This window comes from Kitasatospora sp. NPDC094028 (genome assembly GCF_049543595.1).
Classification (GTDB): domain Bacteria; phylum Actinomycetota; class Actinomycetes; order Streptomycetales; family Streptomycetaceae; genus Kitasatospora.
In genome coordinates, this window is sequence record NZ_JBMVFA010000034.1 from 53,425 (window position 1) to 67,538 (window position 14,114).

11 protein-coding genes are annotated in these 14,114 nt (G+C 74.7%); 3 read left to right on the forward strand and 8 right to left on the reverse strand.

Features of this window, described 5'->3' with window-relative positions; all coding sequences use genetic code 11:
- The 6 genes from ACPC54_RS34130 to ACPC54_RS34155 all read right to left on the reverse strand — a co-directional run.
- Window positions 1-1,064, reverse strand: a 1,064-nt coding sequence (locus ACPC54_RS34130) for an ABC transporter transmembrane domain-containing protein (protein WP_498970337.1), incomplete at its 3' end; no start/stop codon positions are given.
- Between the two features lie 86 nt (window positions 1,065-1,150).
- On the reverse strand, window positions 1,151-2,914 hold the full coding sequence (locus ACPC54_RS34135) for an ATP-binding cassette domain-containing protein (RefSeq protein WP_498970338.1): 1,764 nt from the start codon (window positions 2,912-2,914) through the stop codon (window positions 1,151-1,153).
- A 232-nt stretch (window positions 2,915-3,146) separates the two neighbouring features.
- Window positions 3,147-3,272 (reverse strand): SapB/AmfS family lanthipeptide, encoded by a 126-nt coding sequence (locus ACPC54_RS34140; protein WP_498970339.1) that lies wholly within the window; start codon window positions 3,270-3,272, stop codon window positions 3,147-3,149.
- 121 nt (window positions 3,273-3,393) lie between these two features.
- A complete protein-coding gene (gene lanKC / locus ACPC54_RS34145; protein ID WP_498970340.1) occupies window positions 3,394-5,967 on the reverse strand; it encodes a class III lanthionine synthetase LanKC in 2,574 nt (857 codons plus the stop codon).
- 831 nt (window positions 5,968-6,798) lie between these two features.
- Window positions 6,799-8,169: a peptidoglycan-binding protein gene (locus ACPC54_RS34150; RefSeq protein ID WP_498970341.1), complete on the reverse strand. Its 1,371-nt coding sequence runs from the start codon at window positions 8,167-8,169 to the stop codon at window positions 6,799-6,801.
- Window positions 8,170-8,178: 9 nt separating this feature from the next.
- A complete protein-coding gene (locus ACPC54_RS34155; RefSeq protein ID WP_498970342.1) occupies window positions 8,179-9,924 on the reverse strand; it encodes a hypothetical protein in 1,746 nt (581 codons plus the stop codon).
- A 346-nt stretch (window positions 9,925-10,270) separates the two neighbouring features.
- Between ACPC54_RS34155 and ACPC54_RS34160 the strand changes: the two genes are divergently transcribed.
- From ACPC54_RS34160 to ACPC54_RS34170, 3 genes are all read left to right on the forward strand, one after another.
- A complete protein-coding gene (locus tag ACPC54_RS34160; protein ID WP_498970343.1) occupies window positions 10,271-10,834 on the forward strand; it encodes a zinc-dependent metalloprotease family protein in 564 nt (187 codons plus the stop codon).
- Window positions 10,835-10,861: 27 nt separating this feature from the next.
- The gene (locus ACPC54_RS34165) at window positions 10,862-11,962 is read left to right on the forward strand and encodes a hypothetical protein (protein ID WP_498970344.1); all 1,101 of its coding nucleotides are present in this window, start codon (window positions 10,862-10,864) and stop codon (window positions 11,960-11,962) included.
- A gap of 66 nt (window positions 11,963-12,028) precedes the next feature.
- On the forward strand, window positions 12,029-12,514 hold the full coding sequence (locus tag ACPC54_RS34170) for a DUF4231 domain-containing protein (protein ID WP_498970345.1): 486 nt from the start codon (window positions 12,029-12,031) through the stop codon (window positions 12,512-12,514).
- A 31-nt stretch (window positions 12,515-12,545) separates the two neighbouring features.
- Here the strand turns inward: ACPC54_RS34170 and ACPC54_RS34175 are convergent, their stop codons facing one another.
- Both ACPC54_RS34175 and ACPC54_RS34180 read right to left on the reverse strand, forming a co-directional pair.
- Complete coding sequence (locus ACPC54_RS34175; protein ID WP_498970346.1) at window positions 12,546-13,022, reverse strand: heme-degrading domain-containing protein; 477 nt, start codon at window positions 13,020-13,022, stop codon at window positions 12,546-12,548.
- Complete coding sequence (locus ACPC54_RS34180) at window positions 13,019-14,080, reverse strand: Gfo/Idh/MocA family oxidoreductase (protein ID WP_498970347.1); 1,062 nt, start codon at window positions 14,078-14,080, stop codon at window positions 13,019-13,021. The genes ACPC54_RS34175 and ACPC54_RS34180 overlap by 4 nt, the downstream gene beginning before the upstream one ends.
- Window positions 14,081-14,114: the final 34 nt, after the last annotated feature.

Sequence of the window (14,114 nt, forward strand, 5' to 3'; positions counted from 1 at the left end):
CAAGCCGCGGGGGTTTTGGTGTAGGGCCCCGCCCGGGGGGGGGCGCGGGGGGCCCCGGGGGGGTGCGGGGGGGGGGCCCCCGGGGGGGCGGCGGGGGGGGGGGGGGGGGGGCCCACGGCCAGCCGGAGCCAGGAGGCGCCGGCGCCCTGCACCAGGAGGCGCAGGGCCGGTTCCAGCGTGCTCGTCAGATAGGCCAGGACGCCGACGACGGCGCCCGCCGTCAGCCCGTGCCGGACGAGGGCGGGTGCGGCCAGGACGACCAGCAGCAGCGGCAGGTGCGCGCCCAGGGACACGATCAGGCGGCGGGCGCCCGCCAGCCGGGCGAGCGCCCGGCCCGCCCGCGCGTTCGCCTCGACGATCGCCAGCACCTCGCGCTCGGCCGCCTCCCGGGCGCCGCAGGCGACCAGGTCGCGCAGCGCCTGCAGAGCGTCGGCGCACGAGCGGGCCAGTTCCTCCTCGGCGGCGAAGGCCTCCCGCTGGCGCCGGGCGGTGGCCGGTGCCAGCGCCGCGAACGCGACCAGCGAGAGCAGGAGGGGGCCGGCGATCAGGGCGGCGGCGGCCGGGGCGAGGGCGGCGCTGCCGACGATGACGGCGATCGCGGTCAGCGCGAAGTGGGAGACGATCAGCAACTGCCCGGCGATGGTGTCCCGGACGGCCTCGACCTGGCGGGTCAGCCGGGCCACCGCGATCGCCCCGGAGCCGTCCGCCCGGCCGTGCGTGGCGACGGCCCGGTGCAGCATGCCGGAGACCACCTCGCCCAGCAGCCGGTCGCGCATCGGCTCGACGACCTCCGCCAGCCACGGGTAGGTCTGGCGTGACGCCCAGGCGCCCAGCGCCGAGACGGCGGCGAACAGGGCGAGCCAGCCCGCCGCCGGCCCGGCCCGGTGGGCGAGGAAGCCGCGGTCGACGGCCAGGGCCAGCGCCTTTCCCGCGACCAGGGCGGGCGCGGCGGAGAGCAGGGACCAGGCGAGCAGCCGGAGTACGGCGGACCGGTTGCGGCCGAGGGCGGAGCGGAGCAGGCGCAGGGCCGCCCGGCCCGGTCGGTCGGCGGGGGACGGGGTCATCGGGGTCGCCTCCACTGCTCGCGTGCACTCTCTTGCTCGCCTGCACTCGTTGCCCGCACCGGAGTTCACCGCCGGATCGGGCCGGGTCACCCGTCCTCCTCGGCGCCGAAGACCGCCCGGTAGCCCGGCAGCGCCGACAACTCCTCGTGGGTGGCCAGCGCCCGGATCCGGCCGTCCTGGAGCCAGGCCACCAGGTCGGCGTGGGCGGCCACCGCGGCCCGCCGGGTGACCGCCAGCCGGGTGCGGTGGCCCTCCTGCTGCCGGAGGGCGTCCAGGATCGCGGCTTCGGTGGCGGCGTCCAGCGAGGACGTCGCGTCGTCGAGCACGAGCAGCCGGCCGTCGCGCACGAACGCCCGGGCGATCCCGAGGCGTTGGCGTTCCCCGCCGGAGAACGGGGCCTCGGCCAGCGGGGTGCGGTAGCCGTCCGGGAGCCGCCGGACGAACTCGTCGGCCCGCGCCGCCCGCGCCGCCCGGCGCACCCGCTCGGTGGGCAGCCCGGGGCCGATGGCGTCCTCGACGGTGTGCCCCGGCAGGACGGGGTCGGCGAAGGCGCAGGCGACGGCGCCGCGCAGCTCCTCCGGGCGGAGGTCGGCGAGCGGGACGCCGTCGAGCAGTACGGCGCCGCCGTCCGGCTCCTGGAGCCCGGCGGCGACGGCGGCGAGCGCCGAGGTGGCGGCGTCGTCGGCGCCGACCACGGCGATCCAACTGCCGCCCGGGACGGTCAGGTCGAGCCGGTCGAGCACCGCGCCGCCCGGTCCGTGGACGGTCACCCCGTGCAGGTCGAGGGCCCCGTCGCCGGGCGGCAGCGGCCGGGTGCCCGGGGGCCGTACCGGTGCGTCGAGCAGGTCGGCGAGCCGGTCGGCTCCGGCGCGGGCGCGGGAGACGTCGAGCAGGCTCTGGGTGGCGCCGAAGCCGCTGAGGCCGATGGCGGTGTAGCCGAGTGCCGCGAGCAGCCCGCCCACGGACAGCGCGTCCATCGCCACGGCCGCTCCGGCGGCGGCCAGGACGGCGAGTTGGGTCACCGGGGCGAGCAGGCCGGAGCACCAGGCGATTCGCCGCTGGCTGTCCCACAGGTCCCTGCCCTGCTGCGACAGCCGGGGGACCGGCTGCAGGACGCGGGCGACCTCGCGGTCCACCGCGCCGGCGGCGGCGATGCTGCGGCTGCCGGAGACGGCGTCGAGCAGCCGGGTCGCGATGTCGGCCTGGGCCCGCTGGTAGCCCTCGCCGAGCGTCGCCGTGCGGCGCAGCTGGCGGCGGATCACCGCGTACCCGAGCGGCGCGGTGGCGAGGAAGGCCAGCGCGGCGGCCGGGGCGAGCAGCGCCAGGGCGCCCACGGCCACCGCTGCCATGGCGAGTTGGGTGACGGAGTAGATCACGGCGGGTGCGGCGAGGGCCGCCTGCGGGGCGCTCCCGGTCAGCCGGGCCGCGACGTCGCCGACCGGCAGCCGGTGCGCACCGAGCGGGCTGCCCGCCAGCACCCGGCGGACGGCGTCGGCGCGCAGGTGGGCGGTGGTGTCGGCGGAGATCCGGGGCCCGGCGTACTGGCCGAGCGCCTCGGAGCCGGCCAGGACGGCGAGCGCCGCGGCCAGCGGGAGGACGCCCGTCGTCCCCGCGCCGGTCAGGGCCGCGTCGACGGCGTGGGCGAGGGCGGCGGGGAAGGCGAGGGTGGCGCCCGTACTGGCCGCGACCGCGACGGCCATGACGGCCGACCAGCGGCGGCCGAGGCCGAGCACCCGTCGCAGCGCGCTCGGGGGCCGCGCCGGCCGTGCGGCCGAACTTCCGTGCGGAGAAGGGGCGGTGGCGCGGTCCGCGGCCGCGGTGGTCGGGGGCGGGGAGGGGTCGGTCGGCACGGGATCCTCCGAACGGGTGCCTCGCGCGGCACGGGCGGGCCTGGAGCCGCCGGGCCTGGAACGGCCACCGGGCCCTGGGCCTGGAACGGCCACTGGGCCCTGGGCCTGGAACGGCCACCGGGCCCCGGTCGTGGACCGGGGCCCGGCGTCGCCCCCGGCGGGCCGGCCCGGTGAGGGGGGGCCGGCCCGCCGAGGGCACCGACCGCGGGGCAGGCCCGCGGTCAGCGTCTGCTCAGACGCAGAGGATGGTGCTGACCGTGCTGTTGGTGCAGTTGACGACGCTCAGCGAGCTGATGACCGAGCGGTACTCGACGCTCTCCTCGACGGTCTCCAGGGCCTGCAGGCTGAGGATGGACATGGTGGTCTCCCATCGGTTGTGATGCGGTGCTTCCGGCAGGTGCCGGAACTCGTGGGCGGCGGTGTCGCCGCGGGGTGGGCGGCCGGTGGCGCGGGATGCGTCCGGCGTGCCGCGGGGGTGGTCAGGCAGGGGCGGCCGGGGAGGGCCAGAACGGCATCGCGGGGGTGTCCGTGAACACCGCCCCGAGCGCGGACAGCACGCCGGCGGTGCCGGTGGCGAGGTCCGTCGACAGCCGCAGCAGCTGCTCGCCGGGGAAGGTGAGCCGGCCCTGGTACGGGACGGCGTGCCAGGCGAGCCGCTGGACGTGGCGCCGGATCACGTCCGCGTGCGCCGTCCCGCTGCCCTGGGCCTGCCGGAGCAGGGCGATCAGGCCGGCCCGTCCGTTGAACAGGCCGGACTGGACGATGAACTCGGGCTCGGCCGCGCCCCGGATGTCCGTCAGGCGCTCGGCCAGTTCGGCGTCCGGGCGGTGGCGCAGGTAGGCGGCGAGGACGGCGGCGATGCCGGCGCTGCCGGACTCCAGGTAGGGCAGGACGCGGGCGCCGTCGTCGACCTGCAGGGTGCCGTCCTCGGCCACGACGCAGCGGGCCAGGTCGCGGTCGAGGGCCTGCTGGGCGAGGTCGAGCAGGGCGCTGTCGCCGGAGTCCTCGTGGAGGTGGAGCAGCAGCAGGGCGGTGCCGGTGGGGCCGTGCATCAGGCCGGTCCGGGCCTCGGCGGGCGGTGCGGCGGCGGCCGGCCGGTCGAGGCGGAGCAGGGTGACGGCGCGTTCGGCGGCGTCCAGGGCGGCGTCGCGCAGGGCGCGGTCGCCGGTGGCGCGGGCGAAGTGGTGCAGCGTCAGGCCGACGCCGGGCAGGCCCCCGGCCAGGTCGGGGCCGAGGCCGTCGAGGTCGTTCTTGCCGAGGCGTTCCAGCAGGTCGAGCGCCTCGCCGCGACGCCCGAGCAGGTCGAGGACGTACGCGACGCCGTGCGCGCCGAGGAACAGGCCGGGCCGGCAGGGTTCCCGGTCGGTGGCGGCCAGCAGCCAGTCGACGTGGCCGGGGTCGACGTCGGCGCCGGTGGTGTGCAGGGCCCAGAGCACGCCGGCCGCGCCGTAGGACAGGCCGAGCCCGTCGTGGGTGAACTGGCCGGGGTCGCCCGGGAACAGCCGGTCGGTGCGTTCCGGGGTCGCGCAGGCCGTGATCGCGGCGGTGAGTTCGGCGCGCAGCCGGGGCCAGGTGGCGGGCTCGCCGCTCAGCAGGTCCTGGAACGCGCGGTCGGACTCCTCGGTGGTGGTCGTGGCGGTCGGCGGAGTCGGCGCGAGGAGGGAGGCCGGCGGGTCGGGCAGCACCTGCGGGGAGAGCGCGAACCGCCGGCGCGCGGCGCGGACGAGCGTGCCGGCCTTGCCGGGGCTGAGCACGGTCAGCGGCGTGAGCGGCAGGAAGAGCCAGAGCCGCAGGGCCGCCAGCGCGTGCTCGTCGACGTCGAAGCCGGTCAGCTCGGGGGGCGCGGCGAAGCCCGCGGCGCCGAGTGCCGGGCGGACGAACTCGTCGACGGGCGAGGCGAGTTCGAAGTCGACGAAGGTGACGCCGCCGTCCGGCCGGACGATCAGGTTGCGCGGGTGGAGGTCGCCGAACACGATGCCGCGCTCGTGGATCGCCCGCAGGCCCTCGGTGATGCCGTCGAGGATGCGCAGCGCCTTCGCCCGGTAGTCGGCGACGGCCGCGTCGTCCGTGTGCGGGTGCACCAGCGGGTAGTTGAGCCCGAACCAGCGGTGCAGCGGCTCGCCCTCGACGAACTCCTGGACCAGAAAGTGGTGTTCCCACGCGGTGTGGTAGTCGAGCGCTTCCGGTACGGCGTCCAGGCCGCTCAGCCGTCGCAGGATCTCGTGCTCGCGGCCGAGGCGCTGGACGGCGTCGTCGGTGCGCTGGTCCAGGCCGGCGTACGGCCGGGCCTCCTTGAGCACCACCTGCGGGCCGCCGCCGGCGGGCCGGGCGAGGTAGATGCCGCCGCCGTTGGAGAAGTGCAGGGCGCGTTCCACCGTGTACGGGAAGTCGTCCATGCTGTTCTGCGCGGAGTCGGCGAGCGCCTGGGTGAGGACGGCGGGCACCGGCGCCCACTCGGGCACCTCGAAGACGGCGCGCCGCACGTCCGGGCGCAGTGCGCCGGAGGGTTCGCGGAAGGCGAGGACGAGCTCGCCGGTCTCGGTGCGGCAGAACTGCTCGACGAATCCGCCGTAGCGCAGGTACAGCGGCCCCTGGCGCCAGCGCAGGTCGCTGAGGATGTACGGCCCGGGCTCGCCGTCGAGTGCGGTGTCGAGGTCGACCAGACATCGCTCCAGCTCCTGGTCGCCGACCGGGTAGAGCGTCATGAACTTCCCGCTCGAACTGCGCGCGGCGTACTTGGCGTTCTGCGTCTGCACCAGGGACGGGCTGCGCAGGAACTTGAAGGCGATGCGGTGCTCGAAGCAGTAGCTCCGGACGGTGTCCAGGATCCGCGGGGCGTTGTCCATGCGGGCCGAGACGTGCACCTTCCAGCCCTGCTCGGGCAGCTGGAGGTCGACGGGCTGGTATCCGACCCACACGTCGCGGGTGTTGCGCGCCCAGCCGGACGGCGCCGGCTCACCCGCGGCGGGGAACTCCTCCAGGGTGGCCCAGCGGACCGGGGAGTCGTAGAAGTGCGGATCGGCGTACGAGTAGGCCTCGTAGCGCATGTCCATCGGATTCCTCCAGGGAGCGTCGAGCAGCGTCGAGCAGCAGCGGGGGACCGCACACCGCACCGCGGGCACGCGGCGCCGCGGGGCGGGGAGACCTGGGAGAGGAGGGGCCGCGGGCGGGGCCCGGGACGGGACGGCCTGTGACGGAGGCCTGGACATCGGGGAGCGCCTGGAACGGACGGGCTTGGCAGACGGGGGGCGCCCGGGACGAGGGACGGCCCGGAACGTGTGGGCCGGCGGTGCGGTACGGGCCTGGGTGGGCGGCCGGGGCGTTGGGGGCCCGAGACCGCCTGTGGGCGGCCCGGTGGAGAGTCTGCGGCGGGCGTCGGGGCGGACGCCAGTGGATACAGGATGTTTGGCTGAATATCCCATCGGTGGATTCGTCGGGACGATTGGCATCCCCTGCGACCAGTGGTGATCGCTCCGGGTGCCCGAACGGCTCCGCCGCGCTGCCGTCGCGCACCAGGCCGGGGAGGCGGCACGCAGGTCGGGCGGCCGTGCCACCGGGCCGCCCCGCCGCCGGCCGTCCGGGGCGGTGCGGCCCGTTCCGTCGTTGCCGCGTTCACCCGTTCGGCGCATTTCGTTCGGCGGCGCCGGACGGCCGGAGGAACCGACCCGTGGCCGGATTCCTCCCGGCGCTCACCGCGCAGTCGTCGGCGCGCCGGCCCGCCCGACCGGCGCACGCCGGGGAGCGGCCCCGGCGAGCGACCGGTACACGGAAGGTCGGCGTACCGGCTGACCGGCGCCCGGCGGCGCGGTCGGGCCCTTCCGGCCCGACCGGGGAGGCCTGCTCCGATGCGCCGTCCGGTCAGGCTTGCGAGGCCGCCGTACGGCTCACGCCACCTGCGGCACCTGCAGGCGGTCCCAGCTCGACTGGCCGGGAGTGCCGTCGGCGTCGGAGCCCTGGAAGCCGAGCTTGACCTGCCAGGCCTGGTAGGAGGCGACGTCGCCGCTGCCCCAGACGTCCTCGTCGCCGGTGCTCCGGTAGCGGTCGCAGCCGACTGCGACCAGCCGGTTGTGCATCGCGGCGACGATCGGGCTGCGCCGGCCGGCGGTGAAGAAGTCGGCGCCGGGGAACGGCTGGTACTGCGGCGGCGGAGCGGGCAGCGCCGGGTCGGTCGCCGGGGGCAGGATGGGCAGGATCTCGCAGACGAAGGCGATCAGCTGCATGTCGGGGATGCTCAGGGTGGCGTTGCCCCCGCTCGCGTCGGCGGTCCCGAAGGGCTGGGCGGACATGTGCCAGGGGCCCAGGTGCGTGCTGGTGCTCGCGGCCGTCATGTCGCCCGGGCTCCACTGGCCGGAGATCTGCACGTTCGCGGTGAGGACCATGGCGACGGGCAGGCCGAAGGGCGTGCCGGCGGGGCGGCCGTCGGGCAGCAGGGCGCCGGCGCGTTCGCCCGGGAAGTACCAGAGCGGGTTGCTCAGCAGGACGTCGTTCCACCAGGTCGAGCGGGAGAGGGTGACCTGTTGGTAGTTCATGGTGAGGGTGAGGGAGGAGGCGCCGACCGGCTGGCCGGTGGCCCCGCCGGAGCTGCCGCCGGAGTCGCCACCTGAGCCGTCGCCCGAGTCCCCACCCGGCGCGCCGTCCCCCGACGTCGCCTCCGCGGCCGACAGGGCGGGCGCGAGTGTCTCCGCGTTGCGCCAGCTCCACAGGGAGCTGCCGGCGGCCGTGCCCTGGTCGCCGGAGTCCTGGCCGGTGCTCGCCTGGTTGCTGTCGGCCTGGCCGCCGTCCGCCTGGTCGCCACCGCCGACGCTGTGCTGGTACTGCGGCCAGTTGTCGACCTGGTCCGGGTCGTACCAGTCCAGCGGTGCCGTGCGGATGGTCTTGGGCGAGCCGACCGGCCCCAGCGCCTGGGCCGCCTCCGACTTCAACTGCGCGAAGCTGTTCGCCGCCGGACTGCCGATCGGGGCGGTCGGGGTGGCGGCTTGGGCCACCGATGTCATGACGTCGCTCGCGCTGAGCCCGATCGCGCTGATCTGAGCGGCGAGGACCGGCGCGACCCGGTCGGCCACCGCCGCGAGCCAGTTGGCGACCAGCGCCGGATTGACCACCCCCGACTGGTAGAAGGACTCGGGGTGGACGGCGACCGCGCCGGGCAGGAACGCGAGCGCGGCCGGGCTGCCGTCCGGCTGCTGGAACTGGCCGGTGATGAACGCGTCGAGCGCCGCGCCCAGTTGGTCGAGGGCGGAGGTGGGGGTGGTCATCGCGCGGCCTCAACTCCCCCTCGCCGCCGGTGCCGTACCGCTCGCCGTGGTCGCGCCGGTGGGCGGGTTGACGCCGTCCACGCGCGGGCAGGGCGGCAGGATCTCGCCGACCCAGCCGACGATCTGACAGCCGTTGATCGAGAGCGTGCCGCTGGAGGAACTTCCGCTGAACCACCAGCTGTTGTCCGCCGTGGCGGAGCCGGCCGCCTGGCCGGAGGCGTCGGCCTGGGCTTCGTGGGCCTCGCCGCCGAACCCCATGTAGCCGAGGTTCCCGCTGACACTGCTGCTGCTGGACTGGTCGGACTGCGATGCCTTCTGGCACCAGTCGTTCATCTGGTCACCCGCGTCCCCCCAGTTGCTCGCGGTGATGCTCACGTTGCGGAGCACCATGAACTGGGTGGGGATCATCGGCAGCGCCTCGGGGCCGACCTGGCCCTGGGCCTGCGCGTTCTGGATCTTGATCGCACCGTCGAGAGTTCCGTCGCTGACCGTGTCCACCGGCTCGCCCGGGAGGTACCAGCCGTCGACGAGGAACAGCTCCGACAGCAACCACGGACGGTAGATGGTGCACATGCCGTAGCTGTACGTGATGCTGATGTCCGACATCTGGTCGCTGAAGGCGACCATGCTGCTGCCGCCGGCCTGGGCCTGCGAGGCATCGGTGCTCGACCCGGAGGATTCGTCGACGCCGAAGGTGACCCCGTACACCATCGCCTCGCCGCCGCCACCTGAGGACTCGCTGTGGCTCTGGTACCAGTTGTTCGCGTATTGGGTGCTCTGGTCGCTGCTCGACGAAGTCCAGTCGCTGGCAGTGGTGGTGATCGTGGTGAAGCCGTTGTCCGTGGCGGTCGGGTCGTACCAGTCGCCCGGATCCACGTACGAGTAGGGCGTGGGCTCGGCGACGACGCCGAGGCCGAGGCTCCAGCCCTGGAAGAGGTTCTTGGCCTCGGACACGAAGAAGGTTCCGAGGCTGCCGCCCTGTGATCCGACGATTTCCAGAGCGTTCTCGATGGCGTCGGCGTTGTCTCCGCGCCAGGCGTTCCAGGCGTTGTCGACCTTCTGCTGGTACACGGCGGAGGCCTCCGGCCAGGCCTGCCCCAGGGCCGGGTCGGCGTTGGCCTTGGCCTCCGCGGTGGCGAAGTCCGTACGGGCCTGTCCCCACGCGACCGACTCCGCTTGGTACTTGGTGAAGGCTGGGGTCTGGCTGCCGGTGCTCTGGCCCTTGGCGTCGAGGACGTACAGCACCGCTCGGGCCGCGTTGATCTGGTCCTGGACGGCCTGGGGAGGCGGGGGAGCGGGTACGCCCTGCGCCTTCATGATCAGGCCTTGGTACGCGGTGCTGATCACGTCGGCGCCCGGGCTGTAGGTGCCGTCGGTGGTGGCCAGCAGCCGCCTGTCGACGAGGTTCGCGGTCCTGAACGCCGCCGACTTCGAGGTGTCGGTCGGGGCTGCGCCCGCCTTGGGCGGGGCCGTCCCGGCGGCCGGCGTCGTGCCCGAGGGCGGCGGTGCGCCGGCGGGCGGGCTCGTTGACGTGGAGGTCACGGTACCCCCGGGTTCCCAGGGGTTGGCATAGTACTTCGGACTGATCGACTGGCCGTTGTGCAACTGCATGTAGCAGACCTGACGCAGCGGCTGGCCGTTCTTGTCCGACACCTGCGAACCGAGGGCTTGTTGCACGAGAGTGGCGAGCAGGGCCTGCAGCGCGGCGGCCATCTCGCCGGAAGTCTGGGTGACGCCTGTGGCGGGCTGGGTCATGATGCCCTCCTGTGAGGAGGTGGAAGTCGCAACGAGCTTGGGAGGACGGCGCCTTGGGGCAGAGTGGAGCGCGGGCGCGACCGGACGTCGGCGGGCGACGAGGGCAGGTCACTCGCCCCCGCTCGGCGGCATCGCACCGGTCCAGGAGGGCCGTGACCGGCACATACATCGTCTGCCCTCAGTCTGCCAGTCGGCGGGGGCATCGGCCATCGGACGCCGTTCGGGCCGTCCGGCGCTGCCGCGCCGCGCGTCCGTACCGGGCTTACGATCGAGGTAACGGGCCGTCGATCCGGGCGACTTGGGGGCCCATGCCAAGTCCGGCGGCGGGCCAGGATCGGAGTCCGCCATGGCGCCGCATTTCGATGTCAACGTGATCGTCGTCGCCAAGGACGCGTTCACCCCGGCGGAGCTGACCCGGATCGACCTCTCGGTGGGGATCATGAAGACGGTCTTCGCCACCTTCGGTCCGGAGGTGGGCACGGTCAGGAAGTACAGCATCGGCTCCGCCAAGGCCGGCCGCTTCGCGATCATCCGGAGCCGCGCGGACGCGAGGGCGCTCACGAACCTGTGGTGGGTGAACAACGACGCGATCGACCTCTTCGTGGTCCGTCTGATCACCGATCCGGGGTTCGATGGGTTGTCACCCATCGGCGCCGGCTGCAGCAAGAACCGTACGAAGGGGCACCCCATGCGAGCCCCGGTGGTGTCGATCCAGGAGGGGATACCCCAGAGCGGGAACACCTTCGCCCACGAGCTCGGCCACTTCCTCGGCCTGCGCCACTGCGAGGACGACCCGCCGTCCTGCGCCGGGACCTCCAACGACTTCATGTTCGCGGCTTCCGGTCCGTTCACCGGTATCACCTCCGCGCAGGCGGCCAAGATGAAGTCGCACTGCGCGGTCAAGCCGTGAGTTCCGTCGAGAGCCGGTGACAGCACCATGACCGCGAACATCGACCAGCTGATGGCCGCCAGGGACACCCTGGACGCGGCGCTGCTGGCCGCCCTCGGCGACGACGACCGCACCGATCTGCTCAACCGCGCCCTCGCTGCCGACGATCCGAACCGCATGCGGGCGATGGCGTTCCTCTCCCTCACCGACCCGAGCCCGGACGGCGCGCTCGCCCAGGCGGTCGGCCGGGCGGTGACGGACAGTGACCCGCTCGTGGTGGCCGGCGCGCTCGCGCTCGCCGCCTGCCTCGGCAACGGCGCGGTGCCGCTGGTCCAGGGTGCGGTGTCCAACAGCGAGCCGCTGATCGCGCTCTCCGCCTGGGCCACGCTCGAACAGATCGCCAAGGCCGACGTCCTGGACGCCCTGCACCAGCTCGCGCCCTCGCCCGGCGACGTCGTCGGCGACCAGGCGGCCTTCGCACTCACGGTGATCGCCCACCGGGGCGGGCAGACCGGATTCGAGCCGACCCCGCCCGCCGACAGCGCCCTGCGTGCCATCCCGGCCGGCCAGGCGACCTCCGCCATCACCGCGTCCGCGCCGACCGACGAGGACTTCGCGCTGCTCGGCAAGCTGACGGCGGGCGAGCTGTACCTGATCGGCCCCGAGCAGCGGGCGACCGTCGCCATCGACTGCGGCGAGCACCTGCTGCTCGCCCTCGACCCCGCCGTCCTGGACGGCCTGCCGAACTCCGTCCTCCAGGGCCCGGCGCTGGCCGGCCTGGTCGCGGAGCGGGACCAGGACGGCACCTCGTACGGCGTCCGTCACCTGGTGCTCACCTGGCCGGACGGGTCGAACGGCGCCCACGTCCTGCTCTGCGACGCCGATGGCACCCCGGCCTACTACGGGCACCCGGCAGCCTCGGACATCACCGACGGCACCGCCACCTTCCCGCTCTCCGCCGTCGACCGGCCCGGTGCCGGCCCGATCGCCGTCACCGTGACGGCCGCGCCCGCCGGCGTCGGCCTCGGCGGCGACCTCCAGGTGAGCGACCAGATCGTGACCGACCGCCAGGACGCCACCCTCGACGACGACGGCAGCGGGAGCAGCACCGGGAGCAGCAGCGGCGACGGCACCGGCGCGACGGCCTGAGGCTGCCGCGCGGTGTGAGACGCTACGGTCCGCAGCCGCAGGGCGCGGCGGCGGGATGGGGGAGACATGGGATCCGGCGGGCCTGTGGGGGCGGGGCTGGCCCCGGTGGAGACGGCGGGCCACCTGCTGGAGAAGATCCGGCAGGGGAACGCGTACGCCCGGGGGCGCAAGAAGCGCTTCCGGCTGGCGTCCTCGGGCCTGAAGGTACTGACCCTCTCGCTGTCCGCCGCCTCGACGATCATCCTCGGCCTGCAGAACCTGGACTTCTGGGCGGGCCTGGCCTTTGCCCTGGTGGCCGTGGTCACCCTGCTCGGGGCCGTCGAGTCGTTCTTCAACTGGCGCTCGCGCTGGGTGCTGATGGAGGAGACGCAGTACCGGTTCCAGCGCCTCGCCGACGAGCTCGAGTACCTCGTCGCCGCCACGCCCGCTGCCGAGCTCACCCACGACCGGCTCCAGCCGCTCTTCGACGAGTACCAGCGCGTCTGGGCGGACCTGAGCGAGGGCTGGCTGCGGGAGCGGCGGGCGCTCGCGGCCTCGTCCGGGAGCCAATGAGGCAACAGCTCCCGGGAGTTGGGGAGCTGCGCTACTGCGTGGGCCCGGCCAGGTAGCGGGCCAGGCACTCCGTCACCAGCCGGTGGTCCGCCAGCTGTGGCAGCCCGGAGACGGTGACCGTGCCCACCAGGCCCGTCCCGCGCACCGACAGCGGGAACGAGCCGCCGTGCGCGGCGTAGCGGGACGGGTCGAGGTCGAAGGCCCGGCCCTTGGCCCGGTAGCGCTCGCCCACCAGGTACGAGGCCTCGCCGAAGCGGCGGACCACGGCGGCCTTGCGGCGGATCCAGTCGTCGTTGTCCGGGCTGGTGCCGGGCAGGGCGGCGTGGAAGGCCTGCTGCTCGCCGTGCCGGATGTCGACCGTCACCGCCAGCGCCCGTTCGCGGGCCACGGCGACGATCAGCGAGCCGAGCCGCCAGGCGTCGTCGAGGTCGAACGATGGGAACTGCAACTCGCGCTGCTGGCGCTCCAGTTCGGCGATATCGGGGGTTTCGGCACCGTGCTGGTTCACAGGGCCACCGCCTGCCCGGTACGGGCGGAGCGCTGCGCCGCCTCCAGAACGCGCAGCGCCTCGACGGCGTCGCCGGCCTCGACCGGGGCCGGGCCCTGGCCGTGTAGCGCCCGGACCAGGCCCGCGTAGTACTCCTGGTACGCGCCCGGCAGGGTGGGCAGCGGCTCGGCGGTGTCGCCGGCCCGCAGGGCGCCCCAGCGCTCGGGCGGGACGACGCCCCAGTCCGGATCGGCGGGGGTGCGGCCGGCGCGCAGCGCGTCCTCCTGGCCGTCCAGACCGTGGGTGACGTACGCCGCCTCCGAGCCCAGCACCCGGAAGCGCGGGCCCAGGTCTCCGGCGATGGCGCTCATCCACAGGTGCGAGCGGGTGCCGTCGGCATGGGTGAGGGCGACGAAGCTGTCGTCGTCGGTCCCGGCGCCGGTACGGCGCACGTCCAGCTCGGCGTACACCTGCGTCGCCGGGCCGAAGAGGACGAGCGCCTGGTCGACCAGGTGCGCGCCGAGGTCGTAGAGCACGCCGCCGGCCTCCGCCGGGTCGGCCAGCTCGCGCCAGCCGCCCTTGAGCTGCGGCCGCCAGCGCTCGAAACGGGACTCGAACCGGTTCACCCGGCCCAGCCGGCCCGAGTCGACCAGCTGCCGTACGGTGCGGAAGTCGCCGTCCCAGCGCCGGTTCTGGAACACGCTGAGCAGCAGCCCCCGCTCCTCGGCCAGCCGGGCCAGCCGCTCGCCCTCGGCGGCGGTGGCGGCCAGCGGCTTGTCGACCACGACGGGCAGGCCGGCCCGCAGGGCGGCGGTGGCCAGCGGGACGTGGGTGCGGTTGGGGGAGGCGATCACCACCAGGTCCAGGCCCAGTTCCGGGGCTGCCGCCCAGAGCGCGTCCGGGTCGGGGAGCAGTGCCGCCCGCGGGTGCTGCCGGGCGACCTGGGCCCGGCGCTCGGCGTCGGCGGTCACGACGGCGGCGAGGCGCAGGCCCGGGGTGGTGCCGATCAGGGGTGCGTGGAAGACCGCACCGGCGATGCCGTAGCCGATGAGTCCGACGTTGAGCTGCGGGAAGTCCATGCCTGCTAGTTAAACAACAGCGTGGATTAACTGG